Raw genomic sequence first — 23547 nt, forward strand, 5'->3', positions numbered from 1 at the left:
TCAAAAATAACTATGGAAGTTCCCATCATTGTTCGTTATAATGGAGGAAACATGCGGAGAGATAGAAACCTGCCTGACGGAGGATGCCTATGGGAACTACTCGAAACTGCACACCCCGACAAATAGATGTCCTGTCCCCCGTATTACGGATGACGTCGGGACAGATCACGTATTTGGGGCGGTGGAAGAAAGTTGCGGAAGCCCTTTTTTCATTGAATGAAGGGGGTTCGTTCTGCGCCCAATACAATCCTGAGAACACAATTGTCGAAACGTACACATTACTCGATGGTCAAGTAGATATCGAATACCGCGGGACTCGCACAAAAATGCATATCGGTGAAACGATGGATGCTTCCTGTTATGACAAAGTCGTCACATTTTACGGAACATCCGATGCGGAAATCCTCATGAAGATGGACGCGGACTTCTACGAACAATTATTTTACGAAACCCAAACATTGCAAACCGAAATTGATGCAGTAGCGCTTGTAGACGGCTATACGTATCACCATTGCGATAGGATCAGGCAATATGCCATTGAAGTTTGGAAGCGGATGGACCAGCCGAAAAGCAGACTGAAGTTGCTGCGTTGGGGTGCTCACTTCCATGATATTGGCAAACTTGCAATCCCCCTCGAGATCTTAAATAAACCCGGACAGCTAACACCGGAAGAATGGGAAATCATGAAAATGCATTCCCAAGCCGGTGCCAACATAATGCGCGCCCATCCAGTTGAGTGGCTGAAGGATGCTGCATTCATCGTGGAGCAGCATCATGAGAGATACGATGGTAAAGGGTATCCTTATGGACTGAAAGGGGATGAAATATCCCTGGAAGCCGCCATCGTCTCCGTCGTCGATGCCTACGACGCAATGACAACGGAACGCGTCTACAAAAAGGCGGTGACAGCAGAAGAGGCATTCGAGGAACTGATAAGAGGCAAGGGAACACAATTCCATCCCGATGTAGTGGATAGATTTATAGAAATATACCAGAAAAAGATACTTGCCTGAATCGTAAAGACTCGGATAACCGGGTCTTTTCATTTTATTTAAACTCTAAAAAGGTGCATGATAGATAGAGGAGTTTGAATAATCTATTGAAAGGCGGAGGGAAAATGGAATATCGTATCGAGCATGACACGTTTGGAGAAATCAAAGTACCAGCGGATAAGTTGTGGGGCGCGCAGACACAGCGGAGCAAGCAGAACTTTAAAATCGGTGGAGAACGGATTCCGCTCGGCGTCATCCGTGCGTTCGCCCATTTGAAAAAATCGGCCGCAATTGCGAGCAACTCATTTGGCAATCTATCGGAAGTGAAAACGAAAGCAATCGTGAGGGCTGCCAATGAAGTGATCGAAGGCAAATGGGACGACCATTTCCCGCTCGTCGTTTGGCAAACAGGCAGCGGAACGCAATCGAACATGAATATGAACGAAGTGCTTGCGAACCGCGGCAACCAGCTGTTGGAGGAGTGGGGCGAAGAAGAGCGACTTCATCCGAATGACGATGTGAATAAATCGCAAAGTTCCAACGACACATTCCCGACTGCACTGCACGTCGCGGGCGTGATCGCTGTGGAACGTGAATTGCTTCCTTCATTACAAGAGTTGAAAAAAACGCTCGGCGATAAATCCGACGAATTCATGGATATCATCAAGATCGGCCGTACACATCTGCAAGACGCAACGCCTCTTACATTGGGCCAGGAAATCAGCGGCTGGCATCGCATGCTTGAAAAGACGGAAAAAATGCTGAATGAAAGCGTGCAGTCCATGAAGGAACTTGCTATCGGCGGAACTGCCGTCGGTACAGGACTGAATGCCCCGAAAGGATTCGGTGAGAAAGTCGCTGAAGAAATATCAAAATCGGTCGGCATCGCTTTCACATCAGCTGAAAATAAATTCCACGCACTGACGAGCTATGACGAAGTCGTTTATACACATGGTGCGATGAAGGCCCTTGCAGCGGATTTGATGAAAATCGCGAACGACGTAAGATGGTTAGCAAGCGGCCCGCGTTCAGGAATCGGTGAAATTACAATTCCTGAAAATGAACCGGGCAGCTCCATCATGCCGGGCAAGGTCAATCCGACACAAAGTGAAGCTCTTACAATGGTCGTGGCACAAGTGATGGGGAATGATGCGGCAATCGGATTCTCGGCAAGTCAAGGCAACTTCGAATTGAACGTCTTCAAGCCGGTCATCATTTACAATTTCCTGCAATCTGCGAAGCTGCTTGCAGACGGCATGCGCAGCTTCAATGACAATTGTGCGGTCGGCATCGAACCGAACCGGGAAGAGATTGATAGCAAAGTGAAAAACTCGCTCATGCTCGTAACTGCACTTAACCCGTATATCGGTTATGAAAACGCAGCGAAAATCGCGAAAACGGCTCATAAAGAAGGCACGACGTTGAAGGAAGCTGCATTGAAAACGGGTTTATTAACAGAAGAGCAATTCGATGAATATGTTGATCCGGCCAAGATGATCGGTCGCTAACATGTACGAAGAAAATTGCCCTTACTGTAACTTGACCGGGGATCCAGAACAGCAAATAATTTTTGAGACAGAAACATGCGCCTATATCCTAAAGCCTTCCGAGCAAAAAGTGTTGGAAGGCAGCGGTTTAATCGTACCGAAACGGCATGTGGAAAATGTGTTTTCATTAACGCCTGAGGAGTGGCGGGATACACAGGAGCTCTTGCTGAAAGCGAAGGCATACTTGGAAGAACGTTATACCCATGAAGGCTATACGATCGGATGGAATACACATGTAGTGGGCGGGCAGTCAATTCCGCACGCCCATCTGCATGTCATTCCACGGTTTTCAGATGAGCCGTTAGCTGGCAAGGGCATCCGTTATTGGATCAAGCAGAAAGAGAACAAACGCGGCGCAATGTCCACAAAGTTGTAACCCTAATCCTTTTCGTTATCCGATATGATGGAAGGACAATGACTTAGTAAAGGAGTAGACATGAATGAAGAAACTTTTGCCTTTCATGCTTATACTGATTCTTATCCTGTCCGCATGCGGTGATAAGGCGCAACAACACGCGGAAGACGGACATTTAGAAGTGGGCCATGAAAAACATTTGCCGAATGGGGACTTGCAGGAAGTGACTGAATCAGCCGCAGTCCTGCCGAAGTTTTTGGATGACAAGCCCGAGGATATGCGCCTTGTCTATCAAGTTGCAGCATCCGCCTCTGATGTACTAACTTATATGCCGTGCTACTGCGGCTGCGGTGAAAGCGCCGGACATGGCAACAACTTGAACTGCTTCGTCGATGAAATCCGCGAAGACGGTTCTGTCGTCTGGGACGACCATGGAACTCGCTGTCTCGTATGCTTAGAGATTGCAGTCAAATCGGTACAAATGAAACAAGAAGGCAAGTCGATGAAAGAAATCCGTGAAATCATCGATGAAACATACAAAGAAGGCTATGCAGAACCGACAGACACGCCGATGCCTGCATAAGCACACCGCTCCATCCGACAAGGATGGAGCGTTTTTTACAATACGCGCATAAACTTTAGGAAAGACGCATAAATTGCTCGAAAAGCTCATAAATCATAGAAGCTGCGCATAAAACACTGAAATGCCTCATAAATGCTTGTATCTACGCTAACTCTGTTTAAAAAAGCATAAACATCTTTATTACAGTTATTACCAACAATTTATTTTTCTGAATATGTTTTTACCACTTTAATTTTTCTTCAAAACGTCGTATGCTGTGGGAGAGAATTAAATGCTCCTATTTCGTTCTACATGAGGAGAGATATAATGGTTTTTGAGGGGAATAATAAAATCCGCAGAAAAATCTATCAAACCATCGATGGGATGACTGATGAAGAGTTCAACGGAACTCCGTCAACAGGCGGCTGGTCTCCAAAGCAGATCCTGGAACACCTTGCATTGATGGAAACATATATAGCTTCAAGAATCGCAGGAGAATTGAAGAATCCGAAGAGTCCAAAAGCCTCAAAGAAAATGATCGTCCTTTCTGGAAGCTTGCTCGTTAAAGGGGATCTTCCTATAGAAACGCAACCGACACATACGTATAAATCAATTCCGGAAATTAAAGAGGAGCTTCATAACTCGAGAATTTATTTGCTCGATGTCTATGATTGCAGCTGCAAAGACCAATTGCGTGAGAAGTCATTCAAGCATCCGAATCTTGGCTCGATGCCTTTAGAACAATGGTTTCCGATTGTCGGCTTGTACGAAAAGTGCCACTTAAAGCTATTGAAGAAGACGATTGATGAACTACGTATAAACGGCTTCTCATTGGAAGCCGCTGAATAAGGAAAGTCCCCGACAAGATAGTACGGGGACTTTTTTGATTCAGATATCATAGAATGAATAGTCCATTACCAATAAGCATTGTTGACACCATTATAACGTAAGGGATGTGGGTTGCAGAATGAACAATCAATCATTCGTCGCTTCTTGGAGTGGCGGGAAGGACTCGGCATTGGCGTATTACCGAGCACTTCAGTCAGGAAAAGTACCGAAACGGATATGGACGATGTTCGAGAAGGATAAAGAACGTTCGAAATCACATGCTTTGCCATTGGAAATTATCCGGGCGCAGGCGGACAGCCTAGGTAGTCCTTTGATGATCCGTGGTGCCGACTGGAACAGCTACGAAGAACAATTTTTAGATGCAATGAGGGAATGCGTAGAAGCGGGCATCACTAATGGAGTTTTTGGGGATATCGACCTCGAGGATCATTTGACATGGGTTCGAGTAGCATGTGCAAAAGTCGGAATGAATGCAGTTCACCCCCTATGGATGGAGCCTCGTCGTCGATTATTAGAGGAGTTTGTGCATGCGGGTTTTGAAGCATACATTGTAGTGGTCAATACGAAAATGATGCCTGCAGAATTCATAGGGCGTGAATTCACGATCGAATTGATGGATGAACTCGAGTCGCTTGGCATTGATTCTTGTGGGGAATCGGGGGAATTCCATACCGTTGTCGTCGATGGACCGGTTTTCAAGAAACGTGTGCCTATCGAATTCAGAGGTAAGCATGAGCGGGACGGATATGTATTCTTAGATGTCGGAGTGAAATAAAGAATGTATCTGCCAACTTAGTTAGTTAACAGGTTTTTGACAATTTGGTGTAAGTTGGAATTTGTCTATTGAAATACGTCTGTAATTTATTTATAATGAAAAAGCTGCTTGTGAAAAGCTGAAAATAGAATACATGCCATTTGGCACATCTATATAGAAACTACAGTAAAGGGTGTCAGGGAAAGAGAATGAAAGATAGAATGACGGAATCGCAAATCGTCGCTGTAATCGAATCGACCATCCGTGCCGTGAACATGGATGTGGAGCTCAAGCAGGAAAGCACAGGCGTCAATATGATGTATGATTTCATTAAGGATGAAGTGATTGTCGATATTGACCGTGTACAAAAAGCTTGTCAAGAACTCTCCGAATCGATGCCACTGGAAACATATCTTCGCGTATTGACCATCCACGAGTTGGGACATGCAATGGATCGTAACGCATTGCTCGACTCACTCGACCGCACAAAAGAAATCATTCTCATGAAAAAACTGGCGGCGGCTGAAAAACGTCCTACCGATCTGCCGTTGATGAAGGCGCTGATTGAGGAGCATGAAGCAGACATTGCTTTCGAGGAAACCGCATGGGCCAATGCTGAAATCCTAAACAGCTATTTCGGAATCGTTGATGGAGGCAGCTTTGCAAAAGTGAAATTGCATAGCCTTTCGACATATCGGGAAGCATATGAGGATGATTTGAGAATTTATAATGGATTTATTTACACGCAAGAGGAATTATTATCTGTATAACATGCAAGAAACCGCCAGTCTGATGAAGTCAGAGGCGGTTTTTTTATGCATTTTTATTGTAAGTACCCGGCTGCTTTTAATTCCCGTTCCAAAAATGGCTTTGCGTTCAGCAAATCACGGAATGCTTCGTATTTGGCGACACCTTCCGCAGTCGTTTTTTTACCAGACTTATACGCGCGGATTAAAATATTCTTCGGTGTATGCTCCATATCGATGAATTCAAGCAGCTGAGCTTCGTATCCGACGAGCGACAGGATTTCAGCGCGGATGGAGTCGGTTGCAAGTGCCGAGAAGCGTTCTTTGATCAAGCCATGTTGGAGCATCACTTCAAGAGCAGGCGATTGGATTTGAGAGAACAGTTCATGTTGGCAGCAAGGGACGCTCAAAATAACTTCCGCTCCCCATTTGACAGCGCGCGCCAATGCCATATCCGTTGCAACATCGCATGCATGCAATGTGACGACCATGTCCACGGACGTTTCCTCGTTATAGTCGTTAATATCACCGACGAGGAACTCCAACTGTTCATAGCCCAGATCTCTTGCGATCAAATTACATTCTTCAATAACTTCCTTTTTCAGATCAAGCCCCGTCACTCTGATATCCAACCCTTTTTCGATATGCAAGTAATGATAGAGGGCAAACGTCAAATAGGATTTACCGGAACCGAAGTCCAAAATACGGACGGGACGATCCTTTGGCAAGTGAGCGAGTGCGTCATCGATGAACTCAACAAAGCGGTTGATTTGCCGGAATTTGTCGTATTTCTGCTTCTTCACCTTGCCTTCTGGAGATTGCACGCCAAGGCGGATGAGGAACGGATAAGGGGTTTCTTCGTTCAATAGATAATTCTTTTTGCGGTTATGAGACAAGTCGACTTTTTTCGCTATAGCCGCCTTTTCACCTTTCCAGGAAACTTTGAATTTTTTCGTCAGCTGTATATGGACTTTCTCATCCGTGAATTCCGCATGCATCTGCTTGAACTGCTCCAATAGTTGACGCAGAGTTGTCCGAATGTCAGATATTTTTATATTTTCATGTTTCAAAATACGCTCGTAGTGATATTCAAATTGAATATGGACTTCTTTTTTGAGTTCCACCGGTTTTAGTTTCACTTTCTGCAAGCCGGTCGATTTGTAACGGGGCTGGCTGATCGTTCCTTGGATGAATGATCCTTCCTGAATTCGGCGGACGATTTCATCGACTAGTTCTTCAAATTGCATAATGTTGGACCTCTTTTCGGGCGAGTATGTACTTATAAGAATATCAAAAGGGATTAGCGTTTGCTAATCCCGTGAAGTGAACTGCCGTTTATGCGTGGATAAACAGATCTATGCGCGAGTTATCGCGTTTATGCGTATTTGGAGCGATTTATGCTCGAATAAATGGATTTATGAGCTTTTGGAGCACTTTATGCATTTTTAGAGAGTTAAAATGTGTTTATTTAAATGTAAATCCGCGTTTCGCCAGGAATTCCTTCATGTAAGTCCGTTTCGGTTCGGCGAGGAAGTCGGCCATTTGTACGGACCATGCCGTGTCCTTTTGGTTCGACCCGCGATTAAGGTAATAGTCGTGCATTGTTTGATCGTAGGAAGGCAGGAGCTCGTCGTATTTGCCAGCGTCATAGCTGTTTTCGTGGATGATCGCTTCGACCGGCAATCTCGGTTTCACTTCGTTCGCTTCGTCAGGAACGCCAATGGACATTGCGAACATTGGCGCGACGCCATCCGGGATTCCCAGTAGCTCGCTTATTTCCTCAGGGGCATTGCGGATACCACCTATATAGCAGATGCCGTATCCTTTCGACTCTGCCGCGATGGCTACGTTTTGGGCGAAGAGCGCTACGTCGATGGAGCCGACGAGCACGTTTTCTGCATGGGAATAATCGATTTCCTTTCCATGTAAAGCAGCGGCTCTTGCTAATCGGCAATAATCTGCACAGAAAATCAATACGGCTCCGGCGGATAGAAACTGCCTCTTGTTCTTTGAAAGCTCAGCTAGTTGTTCCCGTTTTTCCTGGTCGGTGACATGGATGACGGAATAGGCTTGGACAAAATGGGAGCTTGCCGCATGCTGGCCTGCTTGGACCAGTTCCTGGACGTCTTCCTTCGATAGGGGAATGTCCTTATATTTTCGTACGGATGCATGTGAAGTTAATAATTCGATGACCATATGTTTCCCTCCAGAATATTTTGTTATTTTATATTGCGTGAATACGTTCATGTTACACTACTCATAACGCTTAGAAAAGGGGTGTCCGCATGGATTGGTTTGAAGGTATATCGTTGACGACGACATTGCTCGTCCTAATTTTAGTCGTCATTCCCATTTCAATCGCTATCTATCTTTATTTTTATGACAAACGGCAGAAGCAGCATTCCGTTCTCCGGAACTATCCTGTGCTCGGACGGATGCGGTATGTGCTGGAAAAGACGGGGCCGGAGCTGCGTCAGTATTTATTTAACGCCGATCACGAAGGAAAGCCTTTCAATCGTGAAGAATATTTGCATATGGTGCTTCCCGGAAAGTATTTGAACAGCATTATCGGCTTCGGATCGAAACGAAATTTTGAAGAAGCAGGCTATTACATCCGCAATGCGCTGTTCACGAAGCAGAACGAAGAAATGCGTGTCGATAATGATGAGTTGATCCATACGATGCGCTACCGTGTGGATGAAGACAATCTATTTTCGCGGAAAGAGCATCGGGAAGAGATTCCAGCACTGCCTTGGCTTCTGCCTGAAGAGGATGCAGTCGTCATCGGACCGAACTGCGAGCATCCTTTCCACGTAAGGAGCCTGCTAGGCCAATCCGGGATGAGTTATGGGGCGCTCGGTGAGAATGCCATCACCGCTTTGTCGAAGGGGATCGGCATGGCAAAAGAGGCATGGATGAACACAGGAGAAGGCGGACTGTCCCCGTACCACTTGGCGGGAGATGCCCATATTATCGCGCAAATCGGTTCGGGTTTATTCGGGTTCCGCACAGAGGAGGGAGAGTTCAGTTGGGAGCGTCTCCGGGAAAAGGCGGAAATCGAGCAAGTGAAAGCATTTGAGATCAAGATGGCTCAAGGCGCGAAAATGCGGGGAGGCCATGTCGAAGGCTAAAAAGTGACGGAGGAGATTGCGAAGATCCGGAATGTAGTCCCGTACACAACAATCAACAGTCCTAACCGTTTTCGGCAGTTCTCCGATTACCCGACGCTATTTGATTTCATCGAGCAGATCAGGGACCGTGGCGGCAAACCTGTCGGAATAAAAATCGTCATCGGCGGGAAGGAAGATGCGGAAGAGCTGGCGTCGTTCATGCAAGAAACAGGCAAAGGTCCGGATTTCATCTCTTTGGATGGAGCGGAAGGTGGATCCGGAGCGACGTATCAAGATTTGGCGGACAGTGTCGGATTGCCGCTCAAATCGGCACTTATCCTGCTCGATGACGCCTTGCGGAAATATGAGGTGCGCGACCAAGTGAAAATCATTGCTTCCGGGAAGATCACGACGCCTGACAAAGCGGCAATCGCATTGGCGATGGGGGCCGATCTTGTCCAAGTAGCCCGTGGTTTCATGATTTCTGTTGGGTGCATCATGGCTGAACGGTGCCATACGAATGAGTGTCCTGCAGGTGTAGCAACAACGGATAAAAATCTGCAAAGAGGGTTGGTCGTAGAGGAAAAGAAATTCCGTGTAACAAATTATATATTGACGATGCGTGAAGGGTTGTTTCGAATCGCGGCTGCCGCGGGGCTTGATTCTCCGACAAAATTCGAGCGCCATCACGTTGTTTACAAGGATGAAAGAGGACGTGTTTTCCCAGTGGAGTAAAGTTCTTGAGTCGTTTTGCCTAAATGGCGAAACGGCCTTTTTTGAATTGAAGTACCTAGGACACCTTCTGAATTTTGTGATAATATGTAAATAACAATAGATTTAAAGAAAGGGGTTAGGTGGATGTCTTTGTTACGTAAAACGGTTGGCGAGGTCGTTAGGGATTGGGCGAAAGCTTTGCCGGAGCAAGAGGCTTATGTGTATCCGGAGCTCGGAATCCGAAGAACCTATGAAGAGTTTGATCGAGAGACGGATGAGCTGGCAAAGGCATTCATCGGGATGGGGATCAAGCGCGGAGAGCATATTGCCATATGGTCAGATAACAAACCACAATGGTTACTGAGCCAGTTTGCTACGGGGAAAATGGGTGCTGTCCTTGTTACAGTGAATACAAATTACCAAGCGAGTGAACTCGAATATTTACTGAAACAATCGGACGCGACAACACTTATTCTAGATGAAGGGTTCAAAGGGACGTGTTATATCGACATTGTCCGCTCCATCTGCCCGGAATTGCTGGATAACAATGATGGTATCGTTTCTAGTGAAAAGCTTCCGAGGTTAAAAAGAATCATACTTATGTCAAATCGGGAGGAATCCGGAATCTATAAATGGTCGGAATTTCTCGCCCATGCTGAAGGCATTACCGATGAGGAATTGACGGAGCGGGAGATGAGTCTATCACCTGATGATGTCATCAATATTCAATACACATCCGGGACGACAGGGTTTCCGAAAGGCGTCATGCTGACACACCATAATATTGTGAATAACGGAAAAATCATTGGGGATTTCATGAAACTGACGGAGAAGGACCGGCTATGCATTCCCGTGCCGTTCTTTCATTGCTTCGGAGCTGTTTTAAGCAATTTGGCGGCGGTGACACATGGTTCGACAATGGTCATTCTCGAGCAGTTCGACCCTCTCCGTGTTCTCGAAGCGGTTCAGGAAGAAAAATGTACAGCACTTAACGGGGTGCCGACAATGTTCATTTCTAAATTGAACCATCCTGAATTCAAGAAATTCGACACGTCGACATTAAGGACCGGTATAATGGCTGGTTCAACTTGTCCGATTGAAGTGATGAAACGCGTCATCCATGAAATGGGGGCCAATGAAATCACGATCTGCTACGGGCAGACGGAAGCTTCACCGGTCATCACCCAGACGCAAACCGATGATCCTATTGAAAAACGTGTGTCCACTGTTGGAAAACCACATCCGTTTGTCGAAGTGAAAATCATTGATCCACTGACGGGTGCTGAGATGCCTGTCGGAAGTCCGGGGGAACTATGCACCCGTGGTTACCATGTGATGAAAGGATATTATAATAATGAGGAAGCGACGCGCGAGGCAATAGATGAGGATGGCTGGCTCCGTACGGGGGATATCGCCATTATGGACGAATCCGGTTATATCGACATTACTGGACGGATAAAAGATGTTATCATCCGCGGAGGAGAAAACATTTATCCACGGGAAGTGGAAGAGTTCCTTTATAAACATCCTAGTATATCGGACGTCCAGATTGTCGGTGTTCCAGACCCGAAATACGGGGAGGAATTGATGGCGTGGATCATCCCGAAAAAAGGAGCGGTCATTGACGAGGAAGCTGTACGTTCATTTTGCCGAGGCAATATTTCGTATCACAAAATTCCGAATTACATTAAATTCATTGATGAATATCCGATGACGGCCTCAGGTAAGATTCAGAAATTCAAACTACGTGAAATGTCGATTACTGAATCTTTAAGTCACCAACCATAAAAAACACTATGCTAAACAGGTGAAGGAATGCAGATCCTTCGCTTGTTTAGCTATTTTTCAACATGATTTTCGAAATCAATCATACAGGGTTGTTTCGAGTGATCCGTCTGCGTGGTAGACGGCTAGAATTCCGTTTTGGTCATTTACATAAGGTTTGGCTTTCTCCAGCAGGTCATCCTTTGTATCCTCCTTGAAAATCGCCCGTTCGCCGTCTTCTTTCATGAGAACCCAGTCTTCGTTGCGTGCTATCACTACGTATTTCGAACGGTCGGCACTATCCCCATGCACGTATTCCCTTGCTTTTGCTGTAGCAATGGAGATCGATTTGCCTTCATCGTTCCCTTCGCGCAATAACGCATTCGCTATTTCAATTGCCTTATTCCTGACGTCTGGTTCCAGGTTTTTAAAAGAATCAGGGTAATTGTTTGTAGTCCAAGGCATTGGAAATCGCCTCCTTATGTTGACAATTCCCTTTTTCTGCATGCTTAAACTCCGTTTATGAGGAATTCGGCCAAATGAGTCGGCTAAATGTCGGAATCTGTACATTTCCCGGGAAATTTGCAAAAAGCACGGGGGACCTGTCTTAATTGAGTGGAAATGTTAATTTTCAAAATACGCATTTACTAATTGAAAAAATGATATTATAAAAAGAAATAGAATATAGAAGTAGGAGTGAGAATATGTCTAGTGATATCTATCAACTGATTGCCATAGTTGTTTATATGGCGGCGATGCTATTCATCGGCTGGTACGCTTTTAGGAAAACGACAAATCTTAATGATTACATGCTCGGTGGCCGTTCACTTGGACCTGCCGTTACAGCGCTGAGCGCCGGTGCGGCAGATATGTCCGGTTGGTTGCTCATGGGGCTGCCGGGGGCCATTTATGCTGTAGGACTAACGGAAGCATGGATTGCCATCGGCTTGACGGTGGGCGCTTATTTAAACTGGCTTTTCGTTGCGCCAAGACTTCGAGTGTATACGCAAGTATCAAGTGACTCGATTACAATTCCGAGCTATTTGGAAAGCCGGCTGAAAGACAAGTCGCGACTACTTCGGATTGCGTCAGGTATTATCATCTTGGTGTTTTTTACATTCTATGTATCTTCAGGAATGGTTGCAGGCGGAAAGTTTTTCATGAGTTCATTCGGCCTTAATTATCATTCCGGAATGTTGATCGTTTCTGCTGTCGTTGTCGCGTATACGCTCTTCGGAGGGTTTTTGGCTGTCAGCTATACCGATTTCGTACAAGGTCTCACGATGTTCTTCGCATTACTATTAGTTCCGATAATCGGTTTGACATTGACAGGCGGTTTTGCTGAAACTGCTGCAAGTATCAGAGAAGTAGATCCTGCCAGACTCAGTCTTATAAAAGGGGCTACTGTTGCAGGAGTCATCTCTTCGGTTGCTTGGGGGCTCGGCTATTTCGGGCAGCCGCATATCATCGTCCGCTTCATGGCGATCAAATCGGTCAAGGAGACGAAGAGCGCACGCCGGATCGGAATTGGCTGGATGGCATTGAGCTTGTTCGGTGCAATTGCAACCGCGCTTGTGGGTATTGCTTATTTTCAACAAAATCCGGGTGCCGAATTGGTCGATAAGGAAACAGTGTTCATTGCACTCGGGCAGATTATTTTCCATCCATTCATTGCAGGGATCATGCTTGCAGCAGTACTTGCTGCTATTATGAGTACCATTTCTTCACAATTGATCGTCACTTCTTCGGCTCTAATCGAAGATTTGTATAAGGCGATCATCAAGTCCGACGCGACAGATAAACGATATGTCTTCCTCGGCAGGATGGCGGTTCTTGTCGTTTCGTTAGTTGCGATGGCGCTCGCTTGGCCGAACAATGAATCGATCTTGAAACTTGTATCCTTTGCATGGGCAGGCTTCGGCGGAGCATTCGGACCGATTATCTTGTTATCCCTTTATTGGCGCAAGCTTACGGCAACTGGCGCATTATGGGGAATGATCGCAGGTGCTGTCACTGTCGGTATATGGGGCACAGTCGATGCGCTGTCGAATGCACTTTATGAAATCGTGCCGGGCTTCCTCATCTGCCTAGTTGTCACATATATTGTCAGCTTGATGACGTATCGTCCGAACGCGGAAATTGATAAGGAATTCTATGACGCAACGGTTTTATTGAAAAAAGAAAGATAATGGAACGACCTCCAGCGAACGCCGCGGAGGTCGTCTTTTATTTGATATGGTAATCTATTCATAATAGGGGGATGAATTGGATGAAACTGGACCACGTTGTTTATTTCACATCAAAAAGCCCTGTTGAAGTCGTCGACGAACAAAGGAAAGCAGGCAGGCAGGCGATTATCGGTGGAAAGCATGAGAAATGGGGGACGCAGAATGCATTGCTGTATGTGAACAATGCGTATGTGGAATGGTTGTCTGTAGACCGCCCCGAAGTAGCAGAACAAGCGGACCATCCGTTGACACGTCTGCTGCTTCATGATTTGGAGGAAAAGGACGGATGGGGTACGTTATGTTTATCCGTAACCGATATTGAGCAATTTAATGAGGACATTACAAACAAAGGGTTTGCGACTTCCGGCGTATTGGATGCAGAGCGCCGGACTGCCGGTGGAGAGCTGAAGAAATGGAAGATGCTATTCGTCGATCAGCCGGTTTCCGATGAGTTGCCGTATCCTTTCTTCATTGAATGGGAAACACCTGAGGAAATTCGATTCGAGCAGTTGCGATCGGAAGGGGCATTGTCTCCAGCTAATCAGGAGCTGGAAATCCGGGAGTGCGTTTTCGCCGTTGAAGATCCACTCCGCGACACGGGTGAATGGGCAATCCTCCTTTCACAGAAGGTCGGGGATTCGAACGATATGATGATCGGGGATGTCCGGCTTCGGTTCATCGAAATCGAAAGCGGAAAGAATCGGCTGCAAGAAGTCGTTATTCGGTAGATGATAGGAAAGGGGCTTGCTAATGGAAATTTTAGTGGAACATGCAGTTCTTGTCGGCGTGCAGGAACAGAATAACGAGCATTTTGACTATGAGATGGAAGAGTTGCAGAATTTGGCGGAAGCCATCGATGTACAAGTCGTCGGTACGGTGACGCAAAACTTGGAGCGCAGGCATCCCACGACTTATGTCGGAAAAGGGAAAATCGCAGAAATTAAGCGGTTTTACGAGGAGACGGATGCGAATCTGATCATATTCAATGATGAGCTCTCCCCTTCCCAGATCCGAAACTTGGAACAAGAGCTGGAAGTGAAGGTCATTGACCGGACGATGCTCATCCTCGATATTTTTGCGAGACGGGCACGGACGCATGAAGCAAGGATGCAAGTAGAGTTGGCCCAACTTCAGTATACGCTTCCGCGGCTTGTTGGATTGCGCGCCTCGTTGAGCAGGCAAGGGGGCGGAACAGGCGGAGGCTTCCAGAACAAGGGAGCCGGGGAGACGAAGCTTGAGCTGGACCGCCGGAAAATCGAAGACCAGATTGCAAAGCTTCGGAGGGATCTAGAGCTTGTACGCGATCGGCGCGACACACAGCGGAAGCAACGGAAGAAAAGCGGCATCCCTGTCGTATCAATCGTAGGCTACACGAATGCCGGCAAATCAACATTGATGAATGGGATGCTGCAAAAAATGGACGAAGAGCATACGAAGCAAGTGTACGAGGAGAATATGCTCTTCGCGACGCTTGATACTTCAGTACGTCATTTGAAGTTTGCCGACAATAAGGAATTTCTCCTGACAGATACTGTCGGCTTCGTATCAAAGCTGCCCCATCACTTGATCAAGGCATTCCGATCCACGTTGGAAGAAGCGCGCGGGGCTGATCTCCTCCTGCATGTCGTTGATGTTTCAAATCCGGAATACCGTTACATGATGGAAGTGACGAATGAGACGCTGCATGACGTCGGCGTTGAAAATATTACGACTCTCAATGTCTATAATAAAGCTGATCTCGCAGGAGTCCCTTATCCTAGAGAGACTGCAGATAGCGTCTGGATTTCAGCAAAAGAATCGGACAGCTTGGATGAGTTGCTCGAATTGATTAAGAAAAAGATCTTTGAACAATACATCACTTGCAAGCTGCTCGTTCCGTTCGACCGCGGAGATATCGTCTCCTATTTGAATGACAAGGCGAATGTGAAGAAGACAGAGTATGAGGAAGAGGGTACGTTGATGACCGTAGAAATGGATGGTTCTGAGAGAATCAAGTTCGAAGAGTTCATAGTTAGTCACTAAATCCAATAACGAAAAAACCGTACCGTGTGACTCGAAAGTCGCCGGTACGGTTTTTATCTATAAAGAGAAAGGGGGTGGGATAGTAGTAGTATCCCCCGGTTCTCAAAATGTTAAACCTCTTGGAATTGAATATTATGCAGACGAGCAAAAATACCGCCTTTTCTTACTAACTCATCGTATTTTCCGTCTTCCGCAATTCCGTCCTCCGTCACAACAATGACTCTATCTGCATCCCGGATTGTCGCCAAACGGTGAGCGATGACAAGTGTTGTCCGGTTTTCAGCGAGCTCATTCAACGATTGCTGGATGATGCGTTCCGTTTCCGTATCCAGGGCGGACGTAGCTTCATCCAAAATGAGGATCGGAGGATTCTTTAAGAACATCCGTGCAATCGCAAGCCGTTGCTTCTGGCCTCCGGATAATTTTAATCCGCGTTCACCGATCTGTGTCTCGTAGCCGTCAGGAAGCGAGGCGATGAACTCTTTTAAATGTGCCTTTTGAGCGGCTGCAAACACTTCTTCGTCCGTTGCATCCAAATCTCCGTATGCGATGTTTTCCTTGATCGTCCCTGTGAATAAAAAGACGTCTTGCTGCACGATTCCGATCTGTGATCGCAACGACTGCTGCGTCATGTTGCGAATATCGATGCCGTCAATTGAAATCGCTCCGGAATCGACGTCGTAAAACCGTGGGATGAGGGAACAAATTGTAGTTTTTCCGGCACCGGATGTACCGACGAATGCAATCGTCTCACCGGCTTTGATTGATAAATCGATGCCTTTCAATACGTATTTATGATCATCGTATTGAAAATGGACATCGTCGAACAATATATCACCGTGTAAGTGGCTGACTGTCTTCGCCCCGTCACGATCTTTGATGTCCGGCTCCTGTTCAATCAGATCAAGGAACCTGCGAAATCCTGCCATCCCTTTCGGATACAGCTCTAACAAGGCACTGATCTTATCGACAGGCTTGATAAGAATATTGACGAATAGGATGAATGCTACAAGATCCCCTATAGACATTCGCTCATTAAATGTGAACCACGCTCCGACAACAAGGACCACCAACGTCACAAGCCTTGTCATCATAAACATGCTCGAATGCGTCCATGCCATGACGTTATAGGCAACGAGCTTAGCCAGCCTAAAATTGCCATTGTCTATTTTGAATCGCGAAATTTCGAATTCCTCATTCGTGAACGATTTGACGACCCGCGCACCAGACACTGAATCTTCGACGCGTGCGTTGACATCCGCGATTTTCCCGTACATATTCAGCCACGCAGCATTCATTTTACTATTGCAGAATGTGACAAGTACAACGAGGAGAGGCACCATGCAGATCGCAATGATGGCCAACTCGGGATTAATGGAAAACATAAGAATGAACGCGCCTATGATTGTCATGACCGCAATGAAAGCATCTTCCGGTCCGTGATGGGCAAGCTCCCCGATATCGAATAGGTCATTCGTAATCCGGCTCATCACATGTCCCGTTTTTGTGTTGTCGAAGAATCGGAAAGACTGCCTGTGGACATGATTGAACAGCTGCTGTCTCATATCCGTCTCGATGTTGATGCCAAGCTTATGCCCTATATAACTGACGATGTATTGGAGGAACGTGCTCACTAGATAGACGATCAGCAACAGGGCACTCGTCGTAACAATCATGCCCCAATCTCGGGAAGGCAGCAGCGTGTCGATGAACCATTGGACAGCCATCGGAAATGCCAGCTCAAGGAGAGCGACGAATATTGCGCTTGAAAAGTCGATGATGAAAAGCCTTTTATGCGGCTTATAATAGGAAAAGAATTTCTTTAGCATAGTGTGATATCCTTTCTGTCATTCCCAGTCATTATAGCGGATTTCATTCAAAAGGGATATTAAAGCATAAGAGCCTTAAATAGACGCAGCGAGGAGAAAAGGCGCAGAAGAATCGAGTGGTAGGAAAGATTCAAATTATAGGAATTGTAATAAAGGATGGAACCCTTTTCCCTTTGTACCGTATGATTAGACGTAACGTAAAGAGAAACAAAGAGAGGAAGCGAGACAGATGAAAAAATGGATAAAGGGTCTTGGTGTCGGTGTGCTTGCGCTTGGATTGGCGGCTTGCGGATCTGCAGCAGAGCCGAAAAAAGATGCGGAAACCGGTGAAAAAGTAGTGCTGGAAAATAAAAGTGAGATGACGGCGCAAGAAGTATATAGCAAAGCCATGGAAGTATCGGCAGAGCAGAAGAGCATGCATGCTGTAATGGATATCAATCAAAAGATGTCGATGCCAAGTCAAGAATTCGAAATGGATTCGAAAATTAAAATAGACATGGATCTCATCGTCGAACCTTTGGCAATACACCAAAACATGAAGATGGATATGGGCGAGATGGGTAAAATGGATATGGAGCTGTACATGAATGAATCAGGCTTCTTCATGAATGATCCTGAATCCGGTCAATGGATTAAGATGCCTAAGGATATGTATGATGAAATGATGGCGCAAATGGGCGGCGAAACTGATCCGACGTTGGATATGAAGATGTTCAATGAATTCAAGGATGATTTCAAGTTCGAACAGACCGATGATGAGTACATCTTGACGCTTTCTGCTTCTGGCGATAAATTCAGCGGCTTGATGAAAGATTTGATGGGATCGTCTCTTCCAGCTGACATGACTGAGGAAGAATCTGAGCTGCTTGAAAATATGGATGTAAAGAGCTTGGAAGTCATCCTATACATTGACAAGGAGACGTTCTTTACGAATGCGTTCGATTTGGATATGGATATGACGATGAAGATCGAAGAGGAAGAAATGCGCATCGTTCAAAAGATGAAATCCGTCCTTACGAAAATCAATGAGATCGATAATATTGTCGTTCCTCAAGAAGTGATCGACGAAGCGGTTGACTTGGAAGAATTAATGCAACAAGGTCAAGATCAAGAGTAATAGCATGCAAGCGGTCATGAACAGTTGGAAACAGCTGTTCATGACCGCCTTTTTTTATGCGCGCAAGTAAGTAACGTCTTGCAAACTAACGACTGATAATCATTTTCAATTATCGTTTGACACTCAATTCAGAACTGCTATAATTGGGTTAGCAGCTAACTGATAATCATTTTCACTAGTGGGATTCTCAGTTAGAGCGCTAATATTCGATATCGGAGTTCTTTCTTCATGAAGAAACGTTATTTGTTAATTGCATTACTACTACTCTCATTCTTTTCGTTATTCGTTGGAGTGAGCTCAATTAAACCGATGGACCTCCTTGATTTCAAGTCTGAGGAGACTGAAATTTTTCTCATAAGCCGTGTGCCAAGACTTGTGGCGATTCTACTCGCCGGGGCAGGGATGAGCATTGCAGGTCTGATCATGCAGCAGCTAAGCCGGAATAAATTCGTGTCGCCAACGACCGCAGGGACGCTCGATGCCACCCGGTTAGGTATTTTAGTATCGATGTTATTGTTCACCAATGCATCGACAATCGAGAAGATGATTGTCGCATTTGCTTTTGCGCTGGCGGGCACATTGCTGTTCATGCAGATCCTCGATCGAATCAAGTTCAAGGATGCGATTTTCATACCGCTTGTTGGGCTTATGTTCGGGAACATCCTGTCATCGATTACGACATTCTTCGCCTATAAGTCGAACGTAATCCAGAATATGTCGGCATGGCTGCAAGGTGACTTTTCGATGATCATGAAAGGACGGTACGAACTTCTATACATAAGCATCCCTGTTCTGATTATCACGTACTTGTACGCCAACCGCTTCACAGTGGCGGGAATGGGCGAGGATTTTTCGAGAAACTTGGGCCTTGCGTATAAGCGGATTGTCAATATCGGTCTCATCTTGGTTGCACTTGTTACGACGACTGTCATATTGACGGTCGGGATGATTCCGTTCCTCGGGTTGATCATTCCGAACATTGTATCGATCTTCCACGGGGATCATTTGAAGAAGACTTTGCCGCACACCGCTTTGTTAGGTGCAATCTTCCTTCTGATCTGTGACATATTAGGCAGGGTTCTCATTTACCCTTATGAGATTTCCATCAGTCTGATGGTCGGAGTCATCGGAAGCGGTATCTTCCTCTACCTGCTGTTTAGGAGGAAGGCATATGCGTAATTCTACTAAATTGATCATCTTGTCAGTGTTTGCCGCAGTGTTCTGTGCCTTATATTTATTCCAGGGTTTGAATGGCAGTTTTGACTATGCACTCCCTCGCCGCGGCATCAAAGTGATTGCGATGGCGTTGACTGGGGTGGCAATCGCCTATTCGACGGTCATCTTCCAGACGATTACCCATAATCGGATCTTGACCCCAAGTATAATGGGGTTGGACTCCTTGTATTTATTACTCCAGACCGTCGTCATCTTCTTCCTAGGCTCAAACCATATTACAATCGTCAACAAGCATGTGAATTTCATTTTATCCGTTTCGACGATGGTTGTTTTTGCGCTCATTTTATACCGCTTCCTCTTCAAAAGGGGTGGACAGCCGATTTACTTCCTATTGCTCGTCGGAATAATCGTCGGCACATTTTTCGGAAGCATATCGACATTTCTTCAAGTGCTGATTGATCCGAATGAATTTATGCGGGTGCAGGACAAAATGTTCGCAAGCTTCAACAATGTGAGCGGGGAACTGGTTTGGTGGGCGCTTGGAATTGTCATTCTCACGTTCATCATCGGCTGGAAATCTTTTAATGATCTTGATGTTCTTACACTAGGCCGGGATACGGCCATCAATCTCGGTGTTTCTTATGACCGGGTCGTCAAATTGATGTTGGTCCTATCCGCGATATTAATATCCGTATCAACAGCCCTTGTTGGGCCAATCACTTTCTTCGGCTTGATTGTCGCTAACTTATCTTATCAATTCTTCAAAACATATAAGCATTCAATTCTTATTGCGGGTGCTTCCATTATGAGTATCATTGCTCTCGTCGGAGGGCAATGGGTCGTGGAGAGGCTGTTTACATTCTCTACGACGCTCAGCGTCATCATCAATTTTGTCGGCGGTGTCTATTTCATCTATTTACTATTAAAGGAGAGTCGATCCTCATGATCCAAGTCCGTGAGTTGTCAAAGTTCTATGGAAAAAAAGCGGTCGTTGAAAAGGTGAACGTCAATATCCATCGCGGGAAGATCACTTCATTCATCGGACCGAACGGCGCGGGGAAATCGACGCTGCTTTCTATGGTGAGCCGACTGATTGATGCGGATACAGGCGAAGTGCTAGTGGATGATCACCTAGTGAATAAAATGAAATCCAATGAATTTTCAAAGCGTGTATCCATTTTGAAACAGTCCAACTTCATGAATGTCCGACTGACAATCCGTGAATTGGTTTCGTTCGGACGTTTTCCGTACTCCAGAGGGAGGCTCAACTCGGAAGATCTGCGAATCATCGAGCAGGCTATGGAGTATATGGGCCTGATGGAAATGCAACATGAATATATGGATGAACTATCTGGCGGACAGCGCCAACGGGCTTTCATCGCGATGGTCATCGCCCAGGATACCGATTATATTCTACTGGATGAACCATTGAACAATTTGGATATGAAGCATTCCGTCCAGATTATGAAGATACTGCGCAGATTGGTTGATGACCTTGGGAAGACTGTCGTCATCGTGCTCCACGACATCAATTTTGCATCCGTCTACTCCGACCGTATCGTCGCCTTGAAAGACGGGCGTGTCGTGAAAGACGGTCCGACGAATGAAATTATCAACTCGGATGCATTGAAGGAAATTTACGATATGGATATCCCAATTAAGCAAATGAATAATTGCAGGATTTGTGTGTATTTCAACTCTTAAAAACAAAAAGGATGGTATTGATGAAGAAACTTACAATGACGCTTTTGCTTGCGGCTCTGATGATTGTTCTTGCTGCTTGTGGCACAAACGAGAAAGAAGCAGGCAAAGCAACAGGCTCCAACACAAACGAAACGAGCGAAACGATTTCTATCGAGCATGAGCTTAGCAATATGCCTGTAGAAGTACTGAAAAATCCTAAGAAAGTGGTCGTGTTTGACTTCGGTACACTCGACACGATGGATGCACTCGGAATTGAAGTGGCAGGTTTGCCAAGAGCGAATGTTCCAGGCTACCTTTCGAAATATGACGATGATAAATACGTAAACCTTGGTAGCTTGAAAGAGCCGGATTTCGAAGCGATTCATGCAATGAAGCCAGATGTCATCTTCATTTCATCACGCCAAGCTGATCTGTATGATCAATTCGCTGAAATTGCACCAACGATTTACGTTGGCCTGGATTACGGGCATTATATGGATTCATTCAAACAAAATGCTGAAATGATCGGCGAAATCTTCGGCAAGGAAGATGAAGTGAAATCTGAACTTGCAGACATCGATGAAAAAATCGCTGACATTCATGAAAAAGCATCTGCAACCGGTTCAAAAGCACTTGTCGTTCTTGCTAGTGAAGGCAAAGTGAGCGCATACGGTCCAAATTCACGTTTCGGATTGGTCCATGACGTATTAGGCTATAAAGCTGCAGATGAGAAGATCGAAATCTCTACACACGGCCAAAACATTACGTTTGAATACATCGCTGAGAAAAATCCTGATGTCCTATTCGTTATTGACCGTGACGCTGCAATCGGCAACGGCGCTAGCGCAAAAGACTCTGTGGAAAACGATCTTGTGAAAAAGACTAACGCGTACAAAAACAATAAAATCGTCTACTTGAACGGGGAGTACTGGTACCTATCAGGAGGCGGATTGCTATCCATGAAAGAAATGATTGATGAGGTTCAAGCGGGTCTATAAGTAAAGCAGGCCTGTTCACTTATTGAGTGAACAGGCCTGTTTTTTGCTATTATAAGAGTAAAACATGATTCGGGGTGAAAGTATGGGGAAGTCAGTGACGGTGCAGGCTGATGAATTTCTGCATGACGGGAATGTCGACATTAGAAGTGGAGATATTAGGCATGACGGTGATGTCCGAATCGCGCGTGATGTCGAAAACTCCATGTTCGTCGGGGCGACAGGGCAGGTCTTCATTTGCGGGGCTGTACGGAAAGCGACCATTGAAGCAGGCACATCCGCCATCATTGAAGGGAACGTCCTCTCCTCGACCGTGACAGTCGGAATGCAGGAAGTGCTGGAAGAAATGCTAGCGGAGCAATTGAGCGGACTCCTGACCTATTTGGAAAGGATAAAGGGTACGATCCTACAACTCATCCAAATGAGAGGCGTTAAGCCGGAAGAGGTCGATGCCAGTGAATTGAAAGAACTTGTCTTGGTCATCCTGAAAGAGGAATACTTGGATTTTCAACATGATACAAATGAATTCATTCAAAAAGCGAAGAAACATTCCGCCGAATTATCACCGGATTGGGAGCCGGTCATCGAGAAACTGTATAACGTCTTTACGGATACATCCATGACAGTTGTCCGGAATGCTGAGGAGTTTTCAAAGCTGTTGATGGAGGCGCACGCGCTTGTAGAGCAATATTCGGCAGGTGGAAGCGGATGTTCTTTGTTGAAGATTCCATATGCCATAAACAGTGCGTTGTCTTGCAATGGGACGATCGAAGTGACCGATTCCGGACTGTATAACTGCTCCGTGAGCGCGAAGAAACAAGTTTCCGTCGAAGGCTGCTGCCGCGGCGGCGTCATTTCCGCGGGTGAAAAAGTATCCATCAAGGAGACAGGTTCCACGAAAGGCGTGAAAACAGTCGTCAAAACGGAAAGCGGAGGTACGATTACAATCGGACTTGCCCGCTGCGGGACTGAGATTTGGATAGGAGACACTGTCCATCATATTGATACGGATACTTTAGGGGTCTATGCACGCATGGTTGACAGTCAATTCTTGTTGAAGTAAAAAAGTTCTTGTGATTACCAGTTGCTCAGGAGTATAATGAC

21 protein-coding genes and 1 pseudogene are annotated in these 23547 nt (G+C 45.8%); 18 read left to right on the plus strand and 4 right to left on the minus strand.

What is annotated here, in order from left to right; all coding sequences use genetic code 11:
* Positions 1–89: 89 nt before the first annotated feature.
* From M3193_RS12300 to M3193_RS12330, 7 genes are all read left to right on the plus strand, one after another.
* Entirely contained in the window at positions 90–1013 is a 924-nt protein-coding gene (locus M3193_RS12300; RefSeq protein ID WP_251628053.1) for an HD-GYP domain-containing protein, read from the plus strand.
* 104 nt (positions 1014–1117) lie between these two features.
* Entirely contained in the window at positions 1118–2500 is a 1383-nt protein-coding gene (fumC, locus tag M3193_RS12305) for a class II fumarate hydratase (RefSeq protein ID WP_251628055.1), read from the plus strand.
* A 1-nt stretch (position 2501) separates the two neighbouring features.
* Positions 2502–2915 (plus strand): HIT family protein, encoded by a 414-nt coding sequence (locus M3193_RS12310; protein ID WP_251628058.1) that lies wholly within the window; start codon positions 2502–2504, stop codon positions 2913–2915.
* A gap of 64 nt (positions 2916–2979) precedes the next feature.
* Positions 2980–3477: a PCYCGC domain-containing protein gene (locus tag M3193_RS12315; protein ID WP_251628060.1), complete on the plus strand. Its 498-nt coding sequence runs from the start codon at positions 2980–2982 to the stop codon at positions 3475–3477.
* Positions 3478–3783: 306 nt separating this feature from the next.
* Positions 3784–4305 carry a DinB family protein gene (locus tag M3193_RS12320; protein WP_251628062.1) on the plus strand — a complete coding sequence of 174 codons (522 nt, stop codon included), beginning with the start codon at positions 3784–3786 and terminating at the stop codon, positions 4303–4305.
* A 118-nt stretch (positions 4306–4423) separates the two neighbouring features.
* Entirely contained in the window at positions 4424–5080 is a 657-nt protein-coding gene (locus M3193_RS12325) for a diphthine--ammonia ligase (RefSeq protein ID WP_251628064.1), read from the plus strand.
* 188 nt (positions 5081–5268) lie between these two features.
* Entirely contained in the window at positions 5269–5829 is a 561-nt protein-coding gene (locus M3193_RS12330) for an integrase (protein WP_251628066.1), read from the plus strand.
* 53 nt (positions 5830–5882) lie between these two features.
* Here the strand turns inward: M3193_RS12330 and M3193_RS12335 are convergent, their stop codons facing one another.
* Entirely contained in the window at positions 5883–7052 is a 1170-nt protein-coding gene (locus tag M3193_RS12335; RefSeq protein ID WP_251628068.1) for a class I SAM-dependent methyltransferase, read from the minus strand.
* A 217-nt stretch (positions 7053–7269) separates the two neighbouring features.
* Complete coding sequence (gene nfsA, locus M3193_RS12340; protein WP_251628070.1) at positions 7270–8001, minus strand: oxygen-insensitive NADPH nitroreductase; 732 nt, start codon at positions 7999–8001, stop codon at positions 7270–7272.
* A gap of 89 nt (positions 8002–8090) precedes the next feature.
* Here nfsA and M3193_RS12345 point away from each other — a divergent pair.
* Positions 8091–9650: pseudogene (locus M3193_RS12345) on the plus strand (FMN-binding glutamate synthase family protein).
* A gap of 123 nt (positions 9651–9773) precedes the next feature.
* Positions 9774–11417, plus strand: coding sequence for an AMP-binding protein (locus tag M3193_RS12350; protein WP_251628071.1), 1644 nt, complete (start codon positions 9774–9776; stop codon positions 11415–11417).
* A 75-nt stretch (positions 11418–11492) separates the two neighbouring features.
* Here the strand turns inward: M3193_RS12350 and M3193_RS12355 are convergent, their stop codons facing one another.
* Positions 11493–11858, minus strand: a complete 366-nt coding sequence (locus tag M3193_RS12355) for a hypothetical protein (protein ID WP_251628079.1) — start codon at positions 11856–11858, stop codon at positions 11493–11495.
* 239 nt (positions 11859–12097) lie between these two features.
* Between M3193_RS12355 and putP the strand changes: the two genes are divergently transcribed.
* From putP to hflX, 3 genes are all read left to right on the plus strand, one after another.
* A complete protein-coding gene (gene putP, locus M3193_RS12360) occupies positions 12098–13582 on the plus strand; it encodes a sodium/proline symporter PutP (RefSeq protein ID WP_251628082.1) in 1485 nt (494 codons plus the stop codon).
* Between the two features lie 80 nt (positions 13583–13662).
* Positions 13663–14349 (plus strand): VOC family protein, encoded by a 687-nt coding sequence (locus M3193_RS12365; RefSeq protein ID WP_251628084.1) that lies wholly within the window; start codon positions 13663–13665, stop codon positions 14347–14349.
* Between the two features lie 22 nt (positions 14350–14371).
* Positions 14372–15643 carry a GTPase HflX gene (gene hflX, locus M3193_RS12370; protein ID WP_251628087.1) on the plus strand — a complete coding sequence of 424 codons (1272 nt, stop codon included), beginning with the start codon at positions 14372–14374 and terminating at the stop codon, positions 15641–15643.
* A gap of 110 nt (positions 15644–15753) precedes the next feature.
* Here hflX and M3193_RS12375 read toward each other — a convergent pair whose 3' ends face one another.
* A complete protein-coding gene (locus M3193_RS12375; RefSeq protein WP_251628089.1) occupies positions 15754–17472 on the minus strand; it encodes an ABC transporter ATP-binding protein in 1719 nt (572 codons plus the stop codon).
* 229 nt (positions 17473–17701) lie between these two features.
* Here M3193_RS12375 and M3193_RS12380 point away from each other — a divergent pair, with 229 nt between their 5' ends.
* The 6 genes from M3193_RS12380 (at position 17702) to M3193_RS12405 (ending at position 23506) form a co-directional block, all read left to right on the plus strand.
* The gene (locus M3193_RS12380; RefSeq protein ID WP_251628091.1) at positions 17702–18589 is read left to right on the plus strand and encodes a DUF6612 family protein; all 888 of its coding nucleotides are present in this window, start codon (positions 17702–17704) and stop codon (positions 18587–18589) included.
* A 228-nt stretch (positions 18590–18817) separates the two neighbouring features.
* Positions 18818–19768, plus strand: coding sequence for an ABC transporter permease (locus M3193_RS12385; protein WP_251628093.1), 951 nt, complete (start codon positions 18818–18820; stop codon positions 19766–19768).
* Complete coding sequence (locus tag M3193_RS12390; RefSeq protein ID WP_251628095.1) at positions 19761–20711, plus strand: iron chelate uptake ABC transporter family permease subunit; 951 nt, start codon at positions 19761–19763, stop codon at positions 20709–20711. Before M3193_RS12385 ends, M3193_RS12390 begins: the two co-directional genes overlap by 8 nt.
* Positions 20708–21469 (plus strand): iron ABC transporter ATP-binding protein, encoded by a 762-nt coding sequence (locus M3193_RS12395; protein WP_251628097.1) that lies wholly within the window; start codon positions 20708–20710, stop codon positions 21467–21469. The genes M3193_RS12390 and M3193_RS12395 overlap by 4 nt, the downstream gene beginning before the upstream one ends.
* A 20-nt stretch (positions 21470–21489) precedes the next feature.
* Entirely contained in the window at positions 21490–22446 is a 957-nt protein-coding gene (locus tag M3193_RS12400) for a siderophore ABC transporter substrate-binding protein (protein ID WP_251628099.1), read from the plus strand.
* A gap of 82 nt (positions 22447–22528) precedes the next feature.
* Positions 22529–23506 carry a FapA family protein gene (locus tag M3193_RS12405; RefSeq protein ID WP_251628101.1) on the plus strand — a complete coding sequence of 326 codons (978 nt, stop codon included), beginning with the start codon at positions 22529–22531 and terminating at the stop codon, positions 23504–23506.
* The last annotated feature ends 41 nt before the right edge of the window (positions 23507–23547 follow it).

This window comes from Sporosarcina luteola, assembly GCF_023715585.1.
GTDB classification, from domain to species: Bacteria; Bacillota; Bacilli; order Bacillales_A; family Planococcaceae; genus Sporosarcina; species Sporosarcina luteola_D.

Bases quoted from the DNA above. Each gene is read 5' to 3' on its own strand.
- M3193_RS12300 (WP_251628053.1), top strand. From the start codon at position 90: ATGGGAACTACTCGAAACTGCACACCCCGACAAATAGATGTCCTGTCC.
- fumC (WP_251628055.1), top strand. From the start codon at position 1,118: ATGGAATATCGTATCGAGCATGACACGTTTGGAGAAATCAAAGTACCA.
- M3193_RS12310 (WP_251628058.1), top strand. From the start codon at position 2,502: ATGTACGAAGAAAATTGCCCTTACTGTAACTTGACCGGGGATCCAGAA.
- M3193_RS12315 (WP_251628060.1), top strand. From the start codon at position 2,980: ATGAAGAAACTTTTGCCTTTCATGCTTATACTGATTCTTATCCTGTCC.
- M3193_RS12320 (WP_251628062.1), top strand. From the start codon at position 3,784: ATGGTTTTTGAGGGGAATAATAAAATCCGCAGAAAAATCTATCAAACC.
- M3193_RS12325 (WP_251628064.1), top strand. From the start codon at position 4,424: ATGAACAATCAATCATTCGTCGCTTCTTGGAGTGGCGGGAAGGACTCG.
- M3193_RS12330 (WP_251628066.1), top strand. From the start codon at position 5,269: ATGAAAGATAGAATGACGGAATCGCAAATCGTCGCTGTAATCGAATCG.
- M3193_RS12335 (WP_251628068.1), bottom strand. From the start codon at position 7,052: ATGCAATTTGAAGAACTAGTCGATGAAATCGTCCGCCGAATTCAGGAA.
- nfsA (WP_251628070.1), bottom strand. From the start codon at position 8,001: ATGGTCATCGAATTATTAACTTCACATGCATCCGTACGAAAATATAAG.
- M3193_RS12350 (WP_251628071.1), top strand. From the start codon at position 9,774: ATGTCTTTGTTACGTAAAACGGTTGGCGAGGTCGTTAGGGATTGGGCG.
- M3193_RS12355 (WP_251628079.1), bottom strand. From the start codon at position 11,858: ATGCCTTGGACTACAAACAATTACCCTGATTCTTTTAAAAACCTGGAA.
- putP (WP_251628082.1), top strand. From the start codon at position 12,098: ATGTCTAGTGATATCTATCAACTGATTGCCATAGTTGTTTATATGGCG.
- M3193_RS12365 (WP_251628084.1), top strand. From the start codon at position 13,663: ATGAAACTGGACCACGTTGTTTATTTCACATCAAAAAGCCCTGTTGAA.
- hflX (WP_251628087.1), top strand. From the start codon at position 14,372: ATGGAAATTTTAGTGGAACATGCAGTTCTTGTCGGCGTGCAGGAACAG.
- M3193_RS12375 (WP_251628089.1), bottom strand. From the start codon at position 17,472: ATGCTAAAGAAATTCTTTTCCTATTATAAGCCGCATAAAAGGCTTTTC.
- M3193_RS12380 (WP_251628091.1), top strand. From the start codon at position 17,702: ATGAAAAAATGGATAAAGGGTCTTGGTGTCGGTGTGCTTGCGCTTGGA.
- M3193_RS12385 (WP_251628093.1), top strand. From the start codon at position 18,818: ATGAAGAAACGTTATTTGTTAATTGCATTACTACTACTCTCATTCTTT.
- M3193_RS12390 (WP_251628095.1), top strand. From the start codon at position 19,761: ATGCGTAATTCTACTAAATTGATCATCTTGTCAGTGTTTGCCGCAGTG.
- M3193_RS12395 (WP_251628097.1), top strand. From the start codon at position 20,708: ATGATCCAAGTCCGTGAGTTGTCAAAGTTCTATGGAAAAAAAGCGGTC.
- M3193_RS12400 (WP_251628099.1), top strand. From the start codon at position 21,490: ATGAAGAAACTTACAATGACGCTTTTGCTTGCGGCTCTGATGATTGTT.
- M3193_RS12405 (WP_251628101.1), top strand. From the start codon at position 22,529: ATGGGGAAGTCAGTGACGGTGCAGGCTGATGAATTTCTGCATGACGGG.